The sequence below is a fragment of the Streptomyces griseoloalbus genome (genome assembly GCA_014650015.1).
Classification (GTDB): domain Bacteria; phylum Actinomycetota; class Actinomycetes; order Streptomycetales; family Streptomycetaceae; genus Streptomyces; species Streptomyces griseoloalbus.
The window spans coordinates 206301-222136 of sequence record BMUD01000008.1; the positions used below are offsets into that span (position 1 = coordinate 206301).

The window sequence follows — 15836 nt, forward strand, 5'->3', positions numbered from 1 at the left end:
GCGGGACCGTCTCCCACCAGGACGGTCCCGCTCGCTGCGCCGCCGCCCGATAATTCCGACAAACGTGCGACGCCTTCCCTGTACCTTGACCTGACGCACCGGAGTCCCGGTGTGTACCCGCAGTTCAGAAGGTGTTTCGAGGTGTAACCACCGTGTTCCTGACGATCAGTACCACCGGCTCCGCCGAACGCCCGGCGACCGACCTCGGTTTCCTGCTGCACAAGCATCCCGACAAGGCGCAGGCGTTCTCCACCTCCTACGGCACGGCACACGTCCTCTACCCCGAGGCGGACGCCGAGCGCTGCACGGCGGCGCTGCTGCTGGAGGTGGACGCGGTGGCACTGGTCCGGCGCGGCAAGGGCAAGGGCCGCGGCGGCGCCCCCGACGCGGCACTCGCGCAGTACGTCAACGACCGCCCGTACGCGGCGTCCTCCCTGCTCGCCGTCGCGCTCAGCGGTGTCTTCTCCAGCGCCATGCGCGGCCTGTGCAACGCCCGCCCGGAACTCCCGGCGCAGCCGCGCCCCTTGCGCATCGAGGTGCCCGCGCTGCCCGCCCGCGGCGGCCCCGAACTCGTCCGCGGGCTCTTCGAGCCGCTCGGCTGGACGGTCACCGCCGAGCCGGTGCCGCTCGACACCGAGTTCCCCCAGTGGGGTAACTCGCGGTACATACGCCTGGTCCTGGCCGCGGACACGCTCACCCTCGCCCAGGCCCTGCGCCACCTCTACGTGCTGCTCCCCGTCCTCGACGACGCGAAGCACTACTGGGTCGCCTCCGACGAGGTCGACAAACTGCTGCGCGCCGGTGAGGGATGGCTGCCCGGACACCCCGAGCAGAAGCTGATCACCAGCCGCTATCTGTCCCGCCGCTGGTCGCTGACCCGGCAGGCCATGGAGCGGCTGGAACTGGTCCGGCTGGCCGAGGCGGACGACAGCGACGTCGAGGACATCGACAACGCCGTGGAAGCGGAGACGGAGTCCGAGGCGAAGCCGACCCCGCTCGCCGTGCGGCGACGGGACGCGATCGTCACCGCGCTCCGCGCCTCCGGCGCCGCCCGGGTGCTCGACCTCGGCTGCGGCCAGGGGCAACTGGTACAGGAACTGCTCAAGGACCCGTCCTTCACCGAGATCGTCGGCGTCGACGTGTCGATGCGGGCGCTCACCATCGCCTCCCGGCGGCTGAAACTGGACCGCATGGGGGAGCGGCAGTCGGCGCGCGTGAAGCTCTTCCAGAGCTCGCTGGCGTACACCGACAAGCGGCTGAGGGGATACGACGCCGCCGTGCTCAGCGAGGTGATCGAACACCTCGACCTGCCCCGGCTGCCCGCCCTGGAGTACGCGGTGTTCGGCGCGGCCCGCCCCCGTACGGTCCTCGTGACCACCCCCAACGTCGAGTACAACGTGCGCTGGGAGAGCCTGCCGGCCGGCCATGTCCGGCACGGCGACCACCGCTTCGAGTGGACCCGCGAGGAGTTCCGCGCCTGGGCGCGTCACGTGGGCGAACGGCACGGCTACACCGTGGAGTTCGTACCTGTCGGACCGGACGACCCCGAGGTCGGGCCGCCCACCCAGATGGCCGTGTTCGTGACCGAGACCGTGAAGGAGGCGAAGGCCGCATGACCACCGGAACCCCGCACCGCACCCCGAAGCCGCAGGGCCGCACCCTGTCCGTCACCGACCTCTCCCTCGTGGTGCTCGTCGGCGCCTCCGGCTCGGGCAAGTCCACCTTCGCCCGCCGCCACTTCAAGCCCACCGAGGTCATCTCCTCGGACTTCTGCCGCGGCCTGGTCGCCGACGACGAGAACGACCAGAGCGCGAGCCGCGACGCCTTCGACGTGCTGCACTACATCGCCGGCAAGCGCCTGGCCGCCGGCCGCCGCACCGTCGTCGACGCCACCAGCGTCCAGCAGGACGCCCGACGCCAGCTGATCGACCTGGCCAGGCAGCACGACGTCCTGCCCATAGCCATCGTGCTCGACGTGCCCGAGGAGGTGTGCGCCGAGCGCAACGCCACCCGCACCGACCGCGCCGACATGCCCCGCCGGGTCATCCAGCGCCACACCCGCGAACTCCGCCGCTCCCTGCGCCACCTGGAGCGCGAGGGCTTCCGCAAGGTGCACGTCCTGCGCGGCGTCGAGGAGATCGAGCACGCCACCGTCGTCACCGAGAAGCGGTTCAACGACCTCACCCACCTCACCGGGCCCTTCGACATCATCGGCGACATCCACGGCTGCTCCGCCGAACTGGAATCCCTGCTCGGCAAGCTCGGCTACGTCGACGGCGCCCACCCCGAGGGCCGCACCGCCGTCTTCGTCGGCGACCTCGTCGACCGCGGCCCGGACAGCCCCGGCGTGCTGCGGCGCGTGATGACCATGGTGAAGTCCGGCGACGCGCTGTGCGTCCCCGGCAACCACGAGAACAAGTTCGGCCGGTACCTCAAGGGCCGCAACGTCCAGCACACCCACGGACTCGCCGAGACCATCGAGCAGATGGCCGGCGAGAGCGAGGAGTTCCGCGCCGAGGTACGGGAGTTCGTCGACGGCCTGGTCAGTCACTACGTCCTCGACGGCGGGAAGCTCGTGGTCTGCCACGCCGGTCTGCCCGAGAAGTACCACGGCCGCACCTCCGGCCGGGTCCGCAGCCACGCCCTGTACGGCGACACCACCGGCGAGACCGACGAGTTCGGCCTGCCCGTGCGCTACCCGTGGGCGGAGGACTACCGCGGCCGGGCGGCCGTCGTCTACGGCCACACTCCCGTGCCGGAGGCGACCTGGCTCAACAACACCATCTGCCTGGACACCGGCGCCGTCTTCGGCGGCAAGCTCACCGCGCTGCGCTGGCCGGAGCGCGAACTGATCGACGTACCGGCCGAGAGGGTCTGGTACGAGCCGGCCCGCCCGCTGCGCACCGAGGCCCCCGGCGGCCACGAGGGGCGCCCGCTGGACCTGGCCGACGTGCACGGACGCCGGGTCGTCGAGACGCGGCACGCCGGACGGGTCTCCGTCCGCGAGGAGAACGCGGCGGCGGCCCTGGAGGTCATGAGCCGCTTCGCGATCGACCCGCGCCTGCTGCCCTACCTCCCGCCGACCATGGCACCCACCGCCACCTCGCACCTCGACGGCTACCTGGAGCACCCGGTCGAGGCCTTCGCCCAGTACGCGCGGGACGGCGTCGCGCGGGTCGTGTGCGAGGAGAAGCACATGGGCTCCCGCGCGGTCGCCCTGGTCTGCCGCGACGCCGAGGCGGCCGCCGGGCGCTTCGGCGTCGAGGGCCCGACCGGCTCGCTCTACACCCGCACCGGCCGCCCCTTCTTCGACGACACCGCCGTCACCGAGGAGATCCTCGGCCGGCTGCGCGCGGCCGTCACCGAGGCCGGCCTCTGGGACGAACTCGGGACGGACTGGCTGCTGCTGGACGCCGAGCTGATGCCGTGGTCGCTGAAGGCGTCCGGACTGCTGCGCTCCCAGTACGCCGCGGTCGGCGCCGCCTCCGGCGCGGTCTTCCCGGGCGCCCTGGCCGCCCTGGAGGGCGCGGCGGCCCGCAGCGTCGAGGTGGGCGACCTGCTGGACCGCCAGCGCGAACGGGCCGACGCGGCCTCGGCGTTCACCCGGGCCTACCGCCGCTACTGCTGGACCACCGACGGCCTGGACGGTGTCCGCCTGGCCCCGTTCCAGATCCTCGCCGTTCAGGGCCGCAGCCTCGCCGCCCTGCCGCACGACGAGCAACTCGTCCTGCTCGACCGTCTCGTCGAGCACGACACCACCGGGCTGCTCCAGACCACCCGCCGCCTCTACGTCGACACCGCCGATCCCGAGTCCGTACGCGCCGGAGTCGACTGGTGGCTGGAGATGACCGGACGCGGCGGCGAGGGCATGGTCGTCAAGCCGGTCGGCGCCGTGGTCCGCGGCGACGACGGCCGCCTGGTCCAGCCCGGCATCAAGTGCCGCGGCCGTGAGTACCTGCGGATCATCTACGGGCCCGAGTACACCCGCCCGGAGAACCTGGCCCGGCTGCGCAACCGCTTCCTGAACCACAAGCGGTCCCTCGCGATCCGTGAGTACGCACTCGGCCTGGAGGCCCTGGACCGGCTGGCCGAGGGGGAGCCGCTGTGGCGGGTCCACGAGGCGGTGTTCGGCGTACTGGCGCTGGAGTCGGAGCCGGTGGATCCGCGGCTGTGACGGGCCGCTGCCGCAAGGGCGGCGAGCGCATCCGGCCGAGGACCACCCGTACGGAGGGCTCGGCCGGACTTCGCCCCTCCCGGACCTCACACGTCCCTGGCTAACCGTCAGTTGCCGTGCTAACTTCGCAGGTCGGTCAGGCAGGCGAACCGACTCATGGGGGATAAGTCGGTGGAGAAGGGCGAGGGTTTCGGCGGCTCCGGGAGCGGGGTATCGCGCGCGCAGGGTCTGGTACTGCTCCAACAGCTCACCGACGCCCTGTGCGAACTGAGCTGTATGGAGGACGCCCAGGGGCGTGTCCAGTTCGCGACCGTGCTCGGCGAGCAGCTGGCCCGCACGGTCGACGTACGCGGCATTCGGCTTCGTGAGGACGTGGTGGCCATGGTGCGCGCCGCGCTGAGCGCGGCGGGCGGGGAACGCGTACTGGTCGGGGTGGTCGAGCTCTTCGAAGGGGCCGCGCCGGCCGACGAGCTGGAGCGGCTGCTCGCCCCCGCCGCACCGCCGCCTGCCGCCGACTCCCTCCCCGGCCCGCTCTCCGGCCATGACACCGGCACCGCGTACGCCCTGCTGGCCGAGGCCAAGGGCGAGGTGTCCGCCGCCCGGCTGCGGGACAGGCTCGCCGAGGAACTCAACGGCCTCTATCTGCCCGCCGGGCTGTCTCCCGAACAGCTCTTCGCGCACATCCTGGAATGGAACGCGCAACCGGACGGATTACCGCCCGCGGTGCTCCTGGTCGACGTGGCCGCCAGCCTCGCCGCGTCTCCCGGTCACCGCGGGGCCCTGCTCAAGTGGACCGACGGCTGGGCCCAGCGCTCGGGGCTGACGGCGGCGGTGGGACGGCGCCGCGCCGCCCGCCTGGAGTCGGCGAGCGACCCGGACATCCCCTGCTGTCTGATCGTCGCCGTGGAGCCCGCCCGCGACGGCACCGGCGAGATCGTCGTACGCCCCTGGCTCAACACGGTTCCCGGCCACTGGGACCCGCAGCCCGGCGAACCGACCACCACTACTCTGGACGGTCTCGGCCCGGCCGTCGAACAGGCCCTCCAGCAGGGCGCCCGGCTCTGGTCCGCCCCCGCCGACCCGGACCCGACCGGACGTGAGCAGCCGACCTATGTCGAGTTCGTCCTGCCGTACGACCTCCTGAACCACGACGTGGCGGGGCTGCGGTTCAGAACCGGCCACGGCAGGCCGCTGCCGCTCGGACTCAAGTACGGGGTGCACCTGCGCAGTCTGGAGCGGATGCGCACCGACGACGTGCTGGTGCGGCGGCAGTGGCGGGAACGCTGGCGCAGCCTGCGGCAGCAGGGCGTCACGGTGCACGGCTGGACCGGCGCCGACGCCCAGCGGCTCGACGCCTGGCAGACCGCGCTCGCCGGGGAGTCCGGACGCACCGCCGTGGTGCTCGACGCCCCCGCCGACACGCCCGCGCTGGAGGCGCTGAAGGCCGCCATCGCGGAGGGCATCGCCCTGGCCATATGGGACCGCCGGGGCGCTTTCGCCGAGGAGCGGCGCGAGGTCGTCACCGCGGTGTTCGCCTCCGTACCGATCGCCGCGCAGATCCCCATGGCCATCCACCGGCTCCGCAGGAAAGCCGTCGACCCGGCACAGAGCCCGGATCTGCTCGGGCGTCATATCGCCTTTTTCTGGGACGATCCGACACGACTCGTGGACATTCACACCGACGACGGCGATCTCGCCGACGAGGAGGCATCGGCATGACCGCGCAGGAGGAGCAGGCGGCCCCGGACGGCTGGCGGATCTTTCACGCCACCGGTCAGGCGCCGACCGCCGCCGTGGAGCTGCCCGAACCTCCGCCCTGGCGCCGTTTCGGCGGCACCCCGCTCCAGCCCCCGCCGCCCGACGACCCGCAGGCCACGCTGCGCCGGCTGGGCCCCGGCGAGATCACCCCGCAGCTCGGCTCCGAGGAGATCGACACCGTCAACGCCGCGCTGGTGCTGCGCCGCCCGCTGCTGATCAGCGGACCGCCCGGCATCGGCAAGTCCACCCTGGCCTATGTGATCGCGCGCGAACTGGGGCTCGGCCGGGTACTGGAGTGGAACATCGTCAGCCGTACGACCCTGCGCGACGGCCTGTACAGCCATGACGCGATGGGACGCGCCCAGGCCATCGCCGCCTGGCAGGCGGGCCTGCGGGACGCGGCGGCGCGGGGCGCCGACGGGGCGGCGGACTCCGCGACTTCCTTGAATGATCGTCAACTTCCGCCACTCCTCGGTGATTTCCTCACGCTCGGGCCACTCGGGACCGCTCTGCTGCCCTACGATCGTCCCCGGGTGCTTCTTGTCGACGAGCTCGACAAGAGCGACATCGACCTGCCGAACGACCTGTTGCACGTCCTGGAGAACGGAAGCTATGACGTCCCGGAGCTGGTCCGTGACGCCGCCGACACCGCGAGCGTCCACACCAGCGACCCCGGCGTCCGTGCCGTACTGCGGCAAGGGCGGGTCGAGTGCCGGGAGTTCCCCGTCGTGGTGATCACCAGCAACGGAGAGCGGGAGTTCCCGGCCGCGTTCCGCAGACGCTGCCTGCCGCTGGAGCTCCGCATCCCCACCCGCGAACAGCTGCTCGCCATGGTGAAACGGCACCTCGGGGAGCGCCCACGAGGCACCGAGGACCTGGTGGACCTCTTCCTCCAGCGCGTCCAGGCCGGGGGCACGCACTCCCTGGACCAGTTACTCAACGCTGTCCAGATCACTACCATGGGTGGTTTCCAGGTCGACGGGAACGGGCGTACCCTCGTGGAAATGCTCCTCCGCGACCTCGCGAAGGGCCGCTGAATGGACAACGGCTTTCCCAGGGAGCGCGCATCCGGATCGGGCGACGGCGGACCTGTGTCGGGGTCGTCGCCTCCTTCGGCGTGCTCCGAGTCCGTCGAATACGCGAGTGAGGTCAAAGGCTCCGTCGTCGCTGCCCGGCTCCGGCCGGCCCATGACCAGCCGTTCCCGAGTCCGGACGGCGAGGCACTGGACCCACCGCGCTGGCAGGACGTCGCCGACGCGGTGTGGCTGGCCGCGTACTGGGATCACCACGGCGGTCCCTCCGGTGCCGGACCGGAAGCGGAGCCGTACCCGGACGCCACCCGTCCGGCCGCGGGCGCCGGGACAGTCGGCGCGACCCCCCGGACGCAGGACGAACCGGACGGTGAGACGCCCCCCGCGCATGCGGATCCAGCCGATCCCACGACCGGCCCCGGCCTTCCCGAACCCCTCGCGCAGCCCCTTTCCGACCGGGCCGGCACCCCGCGCCGCGCCGAACCGCCCCCATCCGCCGACCCGGGTGGCGTTCCCGGTCCCGCGCCCCGTCCGGTCCTCGCCGACGGCGGGCTCTTACCGCACCCCGAGGGAGCTGGCACCCTCCACGTCGGACGCCCCCTGCTGCCCGACGCCAACCTGCCGCAGCACGGACCCGGCCGCCGCACCGCCCTGCTCGCCCGCGCCCTGCACCAGCTCGCCCGCCGGGTGCCCTCCCGCGACACCGTGGAGCTCGACGAGGAGGCCACCGCCGAGCAAGGGGTCGCCGACGGCATGTGGATGCCGTTCCTCCGTCCCGCCCGCACCTCCGCGTTCGACCTGGTGCTGCTCGCCGACGACGCGCCCACCATGCGGATCTGGGAGGAGGCGGTGGCCGGCCTCGCCGAGGCGGCCGAACACAGCGGCGCCTTCCGCAGCGTCCGCACCCTCCGGGTCACCCTCCCCCGGACGGGCGCCGCCACCCTGCGCTGGACCAGCGGCGGCGCCGTCGCCGACCCCGCCGAACTCCTCGACGGGCGCGGCGGTCGCGTGTTCCTCGCCGTCACCGACGGCCTCGCCCACGGCTGGGCCGCCTCCGCCGCCGACACCCTGCTGAGCCGGCTCGCCCGCTCCGGCCCCACCGCACTGATCCATCTGCTCCCGCCCCACCTGCGCCACCGCACCTCGCTCTACCCCCACCCGGCGGTCCTGGAGGCCGGCGGCTTCGGCATGCCCAACGACTGCCTCGGACACTGGGCGCCACCCGGCGGACCCGACCCGCTGCGCCCGCTGCCCGAAGCAGCCGACGACTCCCTGCCCGTTCCGGTGCTCTCCCTCAAACCCGGCTCCGTCGCCGCCTGGGCCGACCTGGTCACGGGCGAGCGCGGGGTACGCCGCTCCCTGCCCGTCGTCCTCGCCGGCACCCTCACCAAAGGCGCGCCCGCGCCCGGCCTGCGCGCCCCCCGTCTCCCGCGCGCCGCGGCCGCCGCCGTACGCCGCTTCTTCACCCTCGCCACCCCCGCGGCGCGCCGCCTCGCCACCCAGCTGGCCGCCATCCCGTTCGAATTCGACCTCGTGGAACAACTGCGGCGCCGGGTCATGCCGGAGACCGGCCCCGACCACCTCGCCGAGATCCTCATGGGCGGGCTGATCGACTGGGACAGCGGAGGCGAGGGACGCCCCGAGTTCGCCGACGGTGTCCGCGAGGCGCTGCTCGCCACCACCACCCGGTCCCAACTCGCCCGCACCGTCAGCGTGGTGGGCGATCTACCGGCGGCCGGCGAGCGGGGCGTCGCGCTGCGCGCCGCGCTGCGCGACCCGGTCGGCACCACGTTGCCCGACCCGGCCGAGCCCGGCTGGGTGCGCAGCGAACTCGCCGTGATGCGGGCCTTGTCGGGGCCCTACTCCGAACGGGCGAACCGCATCGAACCCGACCTGTCCAGGCTCCTGCCCGACTCGGCTGAACGGGTCGTCGCGGAGCCATCCGGAAGCGTGAAACACCCGGACGGCGGCGAGTTCCCCGACGATCAGGACGGGAGGCATCCAGCACCGGACGTTCGCGTCCCAGCCGGATACCGCTCACCGAGCCTGGTGACCGAGAACCCACACGAAGCCCCGGAGGCTGACCCGCTCATGCAGAGCACCACGACCGCAACGCCGGCCCTCATGGTGAACGTTCCGCTCAGGAACAGCTCGTTCGTCGGCCGTCAGGCGCTGCTGAGGGCCGTGGAGGAGCAGCTCGGCGCCCAGGACACCGCGGCAGTGCTCCCGCATGCGCTGCACGGCCTCGGCGGCGTCGGCAAGTCCCAGCTGGCCCTGGAGTACATCTACACCCACCAGCACGATTACAAGGTGATCTGCTGGATCCCCGCAGAGCGGCAGAGTCTCATCTTGGCTACGCTGGCCGGCCTGGCGGTACGGCTGGGCGTCACCCCGCCAGGTCAGGACGTGGGTGCCTCCACCGCGAACACGGCCGTCCCCGCCGTTCTCGAAGCGCTGCGCATCGGCAAGCCGTACGACAACTGGTTGCTCATCTTCGACAACGCCGAGGACGTCGAGGTTGTACGCCAGTATTTCCCGACCAACGGGCCCGGGAAGGTCATCGTCACTTCCCGGAACCGGGCCTGGGAGCGGGTGGCCACCCCACTACCGGTGAACGTCTTTCACCGGGAGGAGTCCATCGAACTGCTCCAGAAGCGCTCGCCCGACCTCACGGCCGAGGACGCCGACCGGCTCGCCGCGGCCCTCGGTGACCTGCCGCTCGCCGTGGAGCAGGCGGGCGCCTGGCGAGCGGTCACCGGCATGCTCGTCGACGACTACCTCCAACTGCTGGCCGAGCGCAGCCCGGAGGTCCTCGAACTGGATCCGGCTCCCGACTATCCGGTCTCCGTTGCCGCCGCCTGGGACATCTCACTGGAACGGATCAAGGAGAACAATCCTGGCGCCCGGCAGCTCCTCGACATCTGCGCCAGCATGGCGCCCGAGCCCATTCCGCGGGCCATGCTCCGCGGCAGCCGGGGTATCAACATCACGCCGGAGATCAACCCCCTGCTGCGAGAGTCGATCAAGCTCAATCGCGCCGTGCGCGACCTCAGCCAGTTCTCCCTGGTGAAGGTGGACCCGCGGACCGACACTTTGCAGATGCACCGCCTGCTCCAAACGGTGCTCCTCGCCAAGCTGTCCCGCGAGGAGCGGGCACGCATGCGGGACGCCGCGCATCAGCTGCTGTCCGCCGCCAAGCCGGGCCCTTACGGCTCGTCAGCGGAATGGCCCGCCTATCAGGCGCTGCTGCCGCACATCCTCTCCTCCGACGCGGTGACCAGCACGGACACCTATGTGCGCGAACTGGTCTACGACACCGTCTTGTTCCTCTATTACTGGGGTGACCACGAGGGCGCCGCCAGACTCGGCCGACAGGCGTGGAACGCTTGGCTGGCGGCCTCGGGGGAAGAGGACCCGGACGTCATCCGCTTGGCGAAAAGCTTCGCGTTCACCCTGCGCCAGATCGGACAGATTTCGGAGTCCATTCCTCTCACCGAGAAGGCTCTGGAGGTTTCACGGCGCCTCCAGGTCGACTCCGAAGAACTCATCGACTCCCTGTGCGATCTGGCCGACGCCCGCCGCTACCAGGGGCGCTTCACGGAGGCCCGGGACCTCGGGCAGGAGGCCACCGAGCAGGCCAGGTCCCTGTTCGGGCCGGACGACCCGACCACTCTGCGCGCTACCCACAGCTGGGGCGTCGACCTGCGGTTGTGCGGGCAGTTCAGGGAGGCCCTGTCCCTGGACCAGGAGAATGCCCGACAGCGTGAAATGATGTTCGGGCCGGCCAGCTTCTTCACCCTCAACAGTCTGAACGGTCTCGCCATCGACATGCGGGAGAGCGGCGACTACCCGGGTGCCCGGGAGTTCCAGGAGGACGTGTACCGGCGGGCGCGCACCGCGATGGGTGAGGAACACCCGCTTACCCTGCGAGTGGCGCGAAACCTTGCGGTCTGCCGGCGCCGGGACGGAGAACTCGGTGAGGCGGCCAAGCTCTCGGAGGAGACGCTGCGGCGCTTCGTGGCCCGGTACGGGGTCCAGCACGCCGACTCGCTCGCGACGGCGATCAACCTCGCCGTCGATCAGCGACTGGCCGGGGACCTCGAGCAGTCCCGCGAGCTGAGTGAGGAGACTGTCGGCCGCTATGCGTCGCTCCTGGGAGAGGACCATGCCTACACCCTGCTGACGAAGGCGAATCTGGCCGCCACGCTGCGCGCCCTCGGCCGGTTGGACCAGGCGCGCGAGGTCGAGGACCACGCGGCGAGTCGGCTGGCCGCCACCGTGGGTGAGCACCATGTGATCACCCTGACGACAGCCATCGGCCAGGCCAACACGGCTTACGCGCAATTGGACTTCGAGCGGGCGCTCGCGATCGACGAGGCCAACCTTCCGCTGCTCGCCGAGGTCGCAGGTGCGGAACACCCGCTCACCCTCGCCTGCACCGCCAACCTCTCCCTCGACCTGCGCGGCCTGGGCCGATTGGCGGAGGCGGACGAGGCGCAGCGCAAGGCGGTGGACGGTTTCGCCCGTGTGGTGCGCACGGGGCATCCCTGGCTCGCAGCCGCTCAGCACAAACGCCGTATCGAGACCGACCTCGCGCCGATGCCGCTGTAGCCCGGCGCGACGTTACGGCGATGGAAGTGTGACGCGGCGGTCAGCCCGCATCCGCCACCCGGGCCGGCGGTGTGTCCCCCTGGTCTCCTGCCGGGGGGAACGGGGTGCGGGCAGCCCGGCGGGCCCTGCGCGGCTCCTGCTCGGCCCGGCGGCGGACCAGCGCGAGAAGCGGTTGGGTCAGCAGGGTGGTGGCCAGAGCCATGAACACCAGGACGGTGTAGAGCGGAACGCTCAGTAGGCCCGCTCGCAGGCCCGCGTCCAGGGCGATCAGTTCGGTGAGGCCGCGGGCGCTCAGCAGGACGCCCACGGTGCGCGCCTCATGCCGGTCCAGACCGCCGAGCCGGGCCGTCACCGCACCGCTGCCGATCTTGGTGACCACAGCGAGGACTGTCACCACCAGCACGGCCACCCATCCCATGGCGTCCATGCCGGTCACAGAGACGGAGCGGCCCGAGACCACGAAGAAGAACGGCAGTAGCAGCGCACCGACCTCGTGCAGCGGCCGTACAAGATCGGCGTCGAGTGTGCCTCCGGGCTCCCGGGGCGTCACCACACCCGCCAGCAGCGCGCCGAAGATGACATGGAGCCCCAGGGAGTGCGTCACCCAGGCCGACCCGAGGGCCAGGCCGATCAGCATCGCCAGGCGCAGCGAGGAGTCCACGTGCGTGCCCCAGAGCAGTCGGCGCAGCAGGGGACGGGCGGTGACCAGCATGAGGGCGACGAAGCCGACCGCCAGTGCGGCGCGCCACGGCCACTCGAGCGTGTGACCTTCCCCGTCCTCCATCATCGTGCCCGCCAGCACCGTCCAGCAGATGACGTCGAGCAGCCCGGCCGCCGTGACCGCCACCACCCCGGGCACCGTGGGGGCCAGCCCGTTCTCGCGCACGATGGCCGACAGGACGGGCACCGCCGTTATCGACAGTGCGATTCCGGCGAACACCACCATGGACGGGGAGAGCTCACGCGGCATGCCGAGTGAGTGGAGCTGGTCCCGGAGCAGCAGCGCACCGCCACTGCCCACCGCCATCGGTACGACGAAGGAAGCCAGCGCAACGGCAACCGTCGTCCGGGCCCGGCCGCCGAGCAGGCGTACATCCAGCTCGTAGCCCACCGAGAAAAGGAAGACCACGAGGGCCAACTGGGCGATCCCGGTGAGCGCGGTGCCGATACCGTCGGGGAACAGCTCATCGTACGCGCCGGGCGCCGCACTACCGAGGAGCGAGGGACCGAGTGCTATGCCGGCCGCCAGCTGGCCCACGATGTAGGGCTGTCCGAGTCGTCGAGCCACCCAGCCCGCCGCGTGTGCGGCCACGAGGATGACGGCCGAGGCCGCTACGAAGTGCGCGATCAGCGCGTCAGGGCTCACGCGTCCCCCTCTGGTCCGATCGTCCGGGGTCCGGCCCGGCGTGGCCGTGGACGGGCATCGCACAGGTGCGCGATGCCAACTTTCCAAGCGTATCCACGATGTGACGGGTCGTCGGGTGCCCGTGCACCTGGATGGGCGGAGCGCTTTGCGTCACCGGGACCGCGATCGAGGCGGGCTTCGGAGGCATCGGCGCGGTGCGCGCCCTCGTCGTGTCGTACCTCGCCCACCCATGTCACCACCGTGCGCCGCCTGTGCGTCGGCGCGCGGGTGGTGCGCCCGGGCTCTTCGGCGCCGTCACACGTACGTGCTGCGGCCGCTGATCCGGAGGGATGCTTTCTGGCCGTCCGGGTGCGTCTCGCGGCCCTCACAGAAGCGCGCCCTGCTCTGCAGTTCCTCGATTCGGCCGCATCACCCCGAGGGCGCGGGGAATGACACCGCCCACCGGGCGACGTCGCTGCCCGCCGCCTTCCCAGTCTGTGGCCCACCGGCCGGTGCACCCGCTGATCGGGCGCCCGGCGACCGGTGGGTGCCGGTCGCCGGGCTGTCCCTCCTGCACCGTGAGCCCGTTCCGTCACACCGGGTCGGAACGGCGGGCATCAGCTCACTCATCAGTCATGTCCGGCACCGCTCCGCACCCGGGCGGAAACTGCCCGGCGTCGAGCGTGAGCCGGCGCGGAAGGCGATTACCGAACGGAACTCGACGATGCCGCGAGGGAGTTCAGGGGTAGTACAGGCCATCCGCATGACGAACGATGATCAGATGGCGTGATCGTACGGTTTTCGGCAGGGGTATGAATGGCCATGATGGTTCATGACACGGGGCATCGCGTGCCACCGTGCGAGAAGGGGGACGCATCTTGCATCAGACGCCCGCTCAGCGCAACGCCGAAGCAGCCGCCCGTGCGCCGGCCCTCGCGGCGGGAGTTCCCGTGCGGGAGTCGGACCTGTTGGATCTCGCGGCGTTGCCGTTGACCGCCGTGGACGGGCTGGCGCCCCTTCGCCCCGGCACTCGCCTTCTCGCCGAGGTCCTGCGGTCCCGCGGTGGTATCCGGGGCGGTGGCGAGGACAAGGGCGGCGCCCGAGCCGAATAGGCCCGCACACCCGAGGGGAGCGCCCGCCGGGCTTCCGCATGCCTGCCCACCGACCAGAGGACCCCGGAAATGACCAGCGAGCAGCGCACCGCCCATTTCCGCATGCCCGAACACCTTTTCGCGGAACTGGCTGCCGGTGGCGGCTCCGCGCAGGCCGTCGCCTTCCTCGAACGGGGGGAACGGGCCCGCCGGTTGCTGCTCCTGCGCACCCTGCTGGACCACCTCGTCGCCCTGCCCACACCGCTGACTCCGGCCGCCGAGGCCTGGAGGGTGCTGAAGGAGGCCGCCCAGCGGACGCCGGAGCGGGTCGAGGCGCTGCTGCTGGCCCCGACGACCGGGGCCTGGATCGCGCACATGCTGCGCAGGGTGCACGGCACGGCGAACGGGCCCCCGCTGTGGGCGGAGGCAGGCCGACTGAACGCCCTCGCGACTGTCGCCTCGCTGCACGCGGGAACGGAAACGCTTCTGCGTGTTGCCCTCACCGACGGCGCCCTCCCGCTTCCCGGCCTCGGCACGGCCCGGCTGCCCGACGGAGCAGACGGCTTGACGACCGGCCGGGCGAGTACTCGCGCGGGGGAACTCACCCTCACCGGACCTGACCGAACGGGTCGCCCGGTGTATTTGACCTGCCGCCCGGCGGCGGAGCCGATCGGCACCACCGAGAGCGCCGGGGACTCCTGCTGGTCCCCGCTGCGCACCCTCACTCACACCACCCCGTCCGGCCCGGTCGCGATACCTCTGGAGGACCTGGACCCCTACCGCGATCTCGACGACCCCCTACCGCCCGCCCGGCTGGACGCCGACGAGGCCCTGGCCTGGCAGCGGTTGTTCACCGAGGCCACCGAAATCCTCGCGACGACGGGCGGCACAGAGCGGCCCGGGCGGCTCGATCCCGCGGTGATCCGGTCCGTCGTACCGTGGGCCCGGACCAGCCTGCTGCCCCCGCCGCCACCCGACGTAAGGGTGTCCGCGTCAAGCGGTGACTCCTACGGTGCGATGCTCATCAGTCGCCCCTCTTGTCCGCTCGCCCTTGCCGAGACGCTGGTTCACGAGTTCCAGCACAGCAAGCTCGCCGCCCTGATCCACCTCTTTCCGCTCGTCGACGACGACCGCGCGGAGCGCTATTACGCTCCCTGGCGTCCCGATCCCCGCCACCTCACCGGCCTGTTGCACGGCGCGTACGCCTTCACCGGCGTCGCCGGTTTCTGGCGGGACCGGCTCGATCACCCGGAACACGGGCTGACGGCTTCCTACCACTTCGCCCTGCGCCGGACGCAAAGTCGGCTCGTGGTGCGCACCCTGCTCACTAGTGGGCGGCTCACCGGGGCCGGTCACAGTCTGGTCTCCGGCCTCGCCCGGACGCTGGACGGATGGCTGCGCGAGCCCGTGGATCCGGCTGCTCTGGCCCGCGCTCGCCTCGCAGCCGCCCTGCACCGCACCGAGTGGCGGCTGCGCAACATCGCTCCGCCGGAGCACCCGGAGGGCGGCGATCCCACGCGCTTCCTGCCCGACCGCGCCCCCTGGCCCGACGTCCGCACCCACGCCTTCGCGGTCCGGCCCGCCGACCCCCGTACCCCGGACGAACACCTCGCCGCGGGTGATCCGGCCGCCGCGCTCGACGGGTACGCCGAGGGGCTGGCCCGGGAGCCCGGGGACCCGCATCTGCTCGCCGGGTGGATCGTCGCCCGGGGCGCGCTGGAGCGGGGCCCGGAGACGCGGAGGCTGCTGGCCCGGCCCGAGTTGCTCCCGTAGGACGCCGAGGGTGCTCCCGTGGGGCATGGAGTTGCTCCCGTGGGACGCCGAGG

Annotated in this window: 8 protein-coding genes; 7 read left to right on the plus strand and 1 reads right to left on the minus strand. The window is 72.0% G+C overall.

All coding sequences use genetic code 11. The annotated features are described in order from the left end of the window. The first annotated feature begins 152 nt into the window (after positions 1-152). From IE178_RS14860 to fxsT, 5 genes are all read left to right on the plus strand, one after another. Positions 153-1616 carry a 3' terminal RNA ribose 2'-O-methyltransferase Hen1 gene (locus IE178_RS14860; protein ID WP_193512578.1) on the plus strand — a complete coding sequence of 488 codons (1464 nt, stop codon included), beginning with the start codon at positions 153-155 and terminating at the stop codon, positions 1614-1616. Next, entirely contained in the window at positions 1613-4174 is a 2562-nt protein-coding gene (locus IE178_RS14865) for a polynucleotide kinase-phosphatase (RefSeq protein ID WP_193512579.1), read from the plus strand. The genes IE178_RS14860 and IE178_RS14865 overlap by 4 nt, the downstream gene beginning before the upstream one ends. A 156-nt stretch (positions 4175-4330) precedes the next feature. After that, positions 4331-5893, plus strand: coding sequence for a VMAP-C domain-containing protein (locus IE178_RS14870; RefSeq protein ID WP_318280058.1), 1563 nt, complete (start codon positions 4331-4333; stop codon positions 5891-5893). Further along, positions 5890-6969 carry an AAA family ATPase gene (locus tag IE178_RS14875; RefSeq protein ID WP_184761600.1) on the plus strand — a complete coding sequence of 360 codons (1080 nt, stop codon included), beginning with the start codon at positions 5890-5892 and terminating at the stop codon, positions 6967-6969. The genes IE178_RS14870 and IE178_RS14875 overlap by 4 nt, the downstream gene beginning before the upstream one ends. Positions 6970-7023: 54 nt before the next feature. After that, positions 7024-11574 carry an FxSxx-COOH system tetratricopeptide repeat protein gene (gene fxsT / locus IE178_RS14880; protein WP_318280059.1) on the plus strand — a complete coding sequence of 1517 codons (4551 nt, stop codon included), beginning with the start codon at positions 7024-7026 and terminating at the stop codon, positions 11572-11574. 40 nt (positions 11575-11614) lie between these two features. On the opposite strand, the gene IE178_RS14885 is transcribed toward fxsT, so the two are convergent. Next, entirely contained in the window at positions 11615-12940 is a 1326-nt protein-coding gene (locus IE178_RS14885) for a cation:proton antiporter (RefSeq protein ID WP_318280060.1), read from the minus strand. An 857-nt stretch (positions 12941-13797) separates the two neighbouring features. Here IE178_RS14885 and IE178_RS14890 point away from each other — a divergent pair. Beyond that, the gene (locus IE178_RS14890; protein ID WP_184761597.1) at positions 13798-14031 is read left to right on the plus strand and encodes a hypothetical protein; all 234 of its coding nucleotides are present in this window, start codon (positions 13798-13800) and stop codon (positions 14029-14031) included. 69 nt (positions 14032-14100) lie between these two features. After that, entirely contained in the window at positions 14101-15783 is a 1683-nt protein-coding gene (locus tag IE178_RS14895; protein WP_184761596.1) for an HEXXH motif domain-containing protein, read from the plus strand. Positions 15784-15836: the final 53 nt, after the last annotated feature.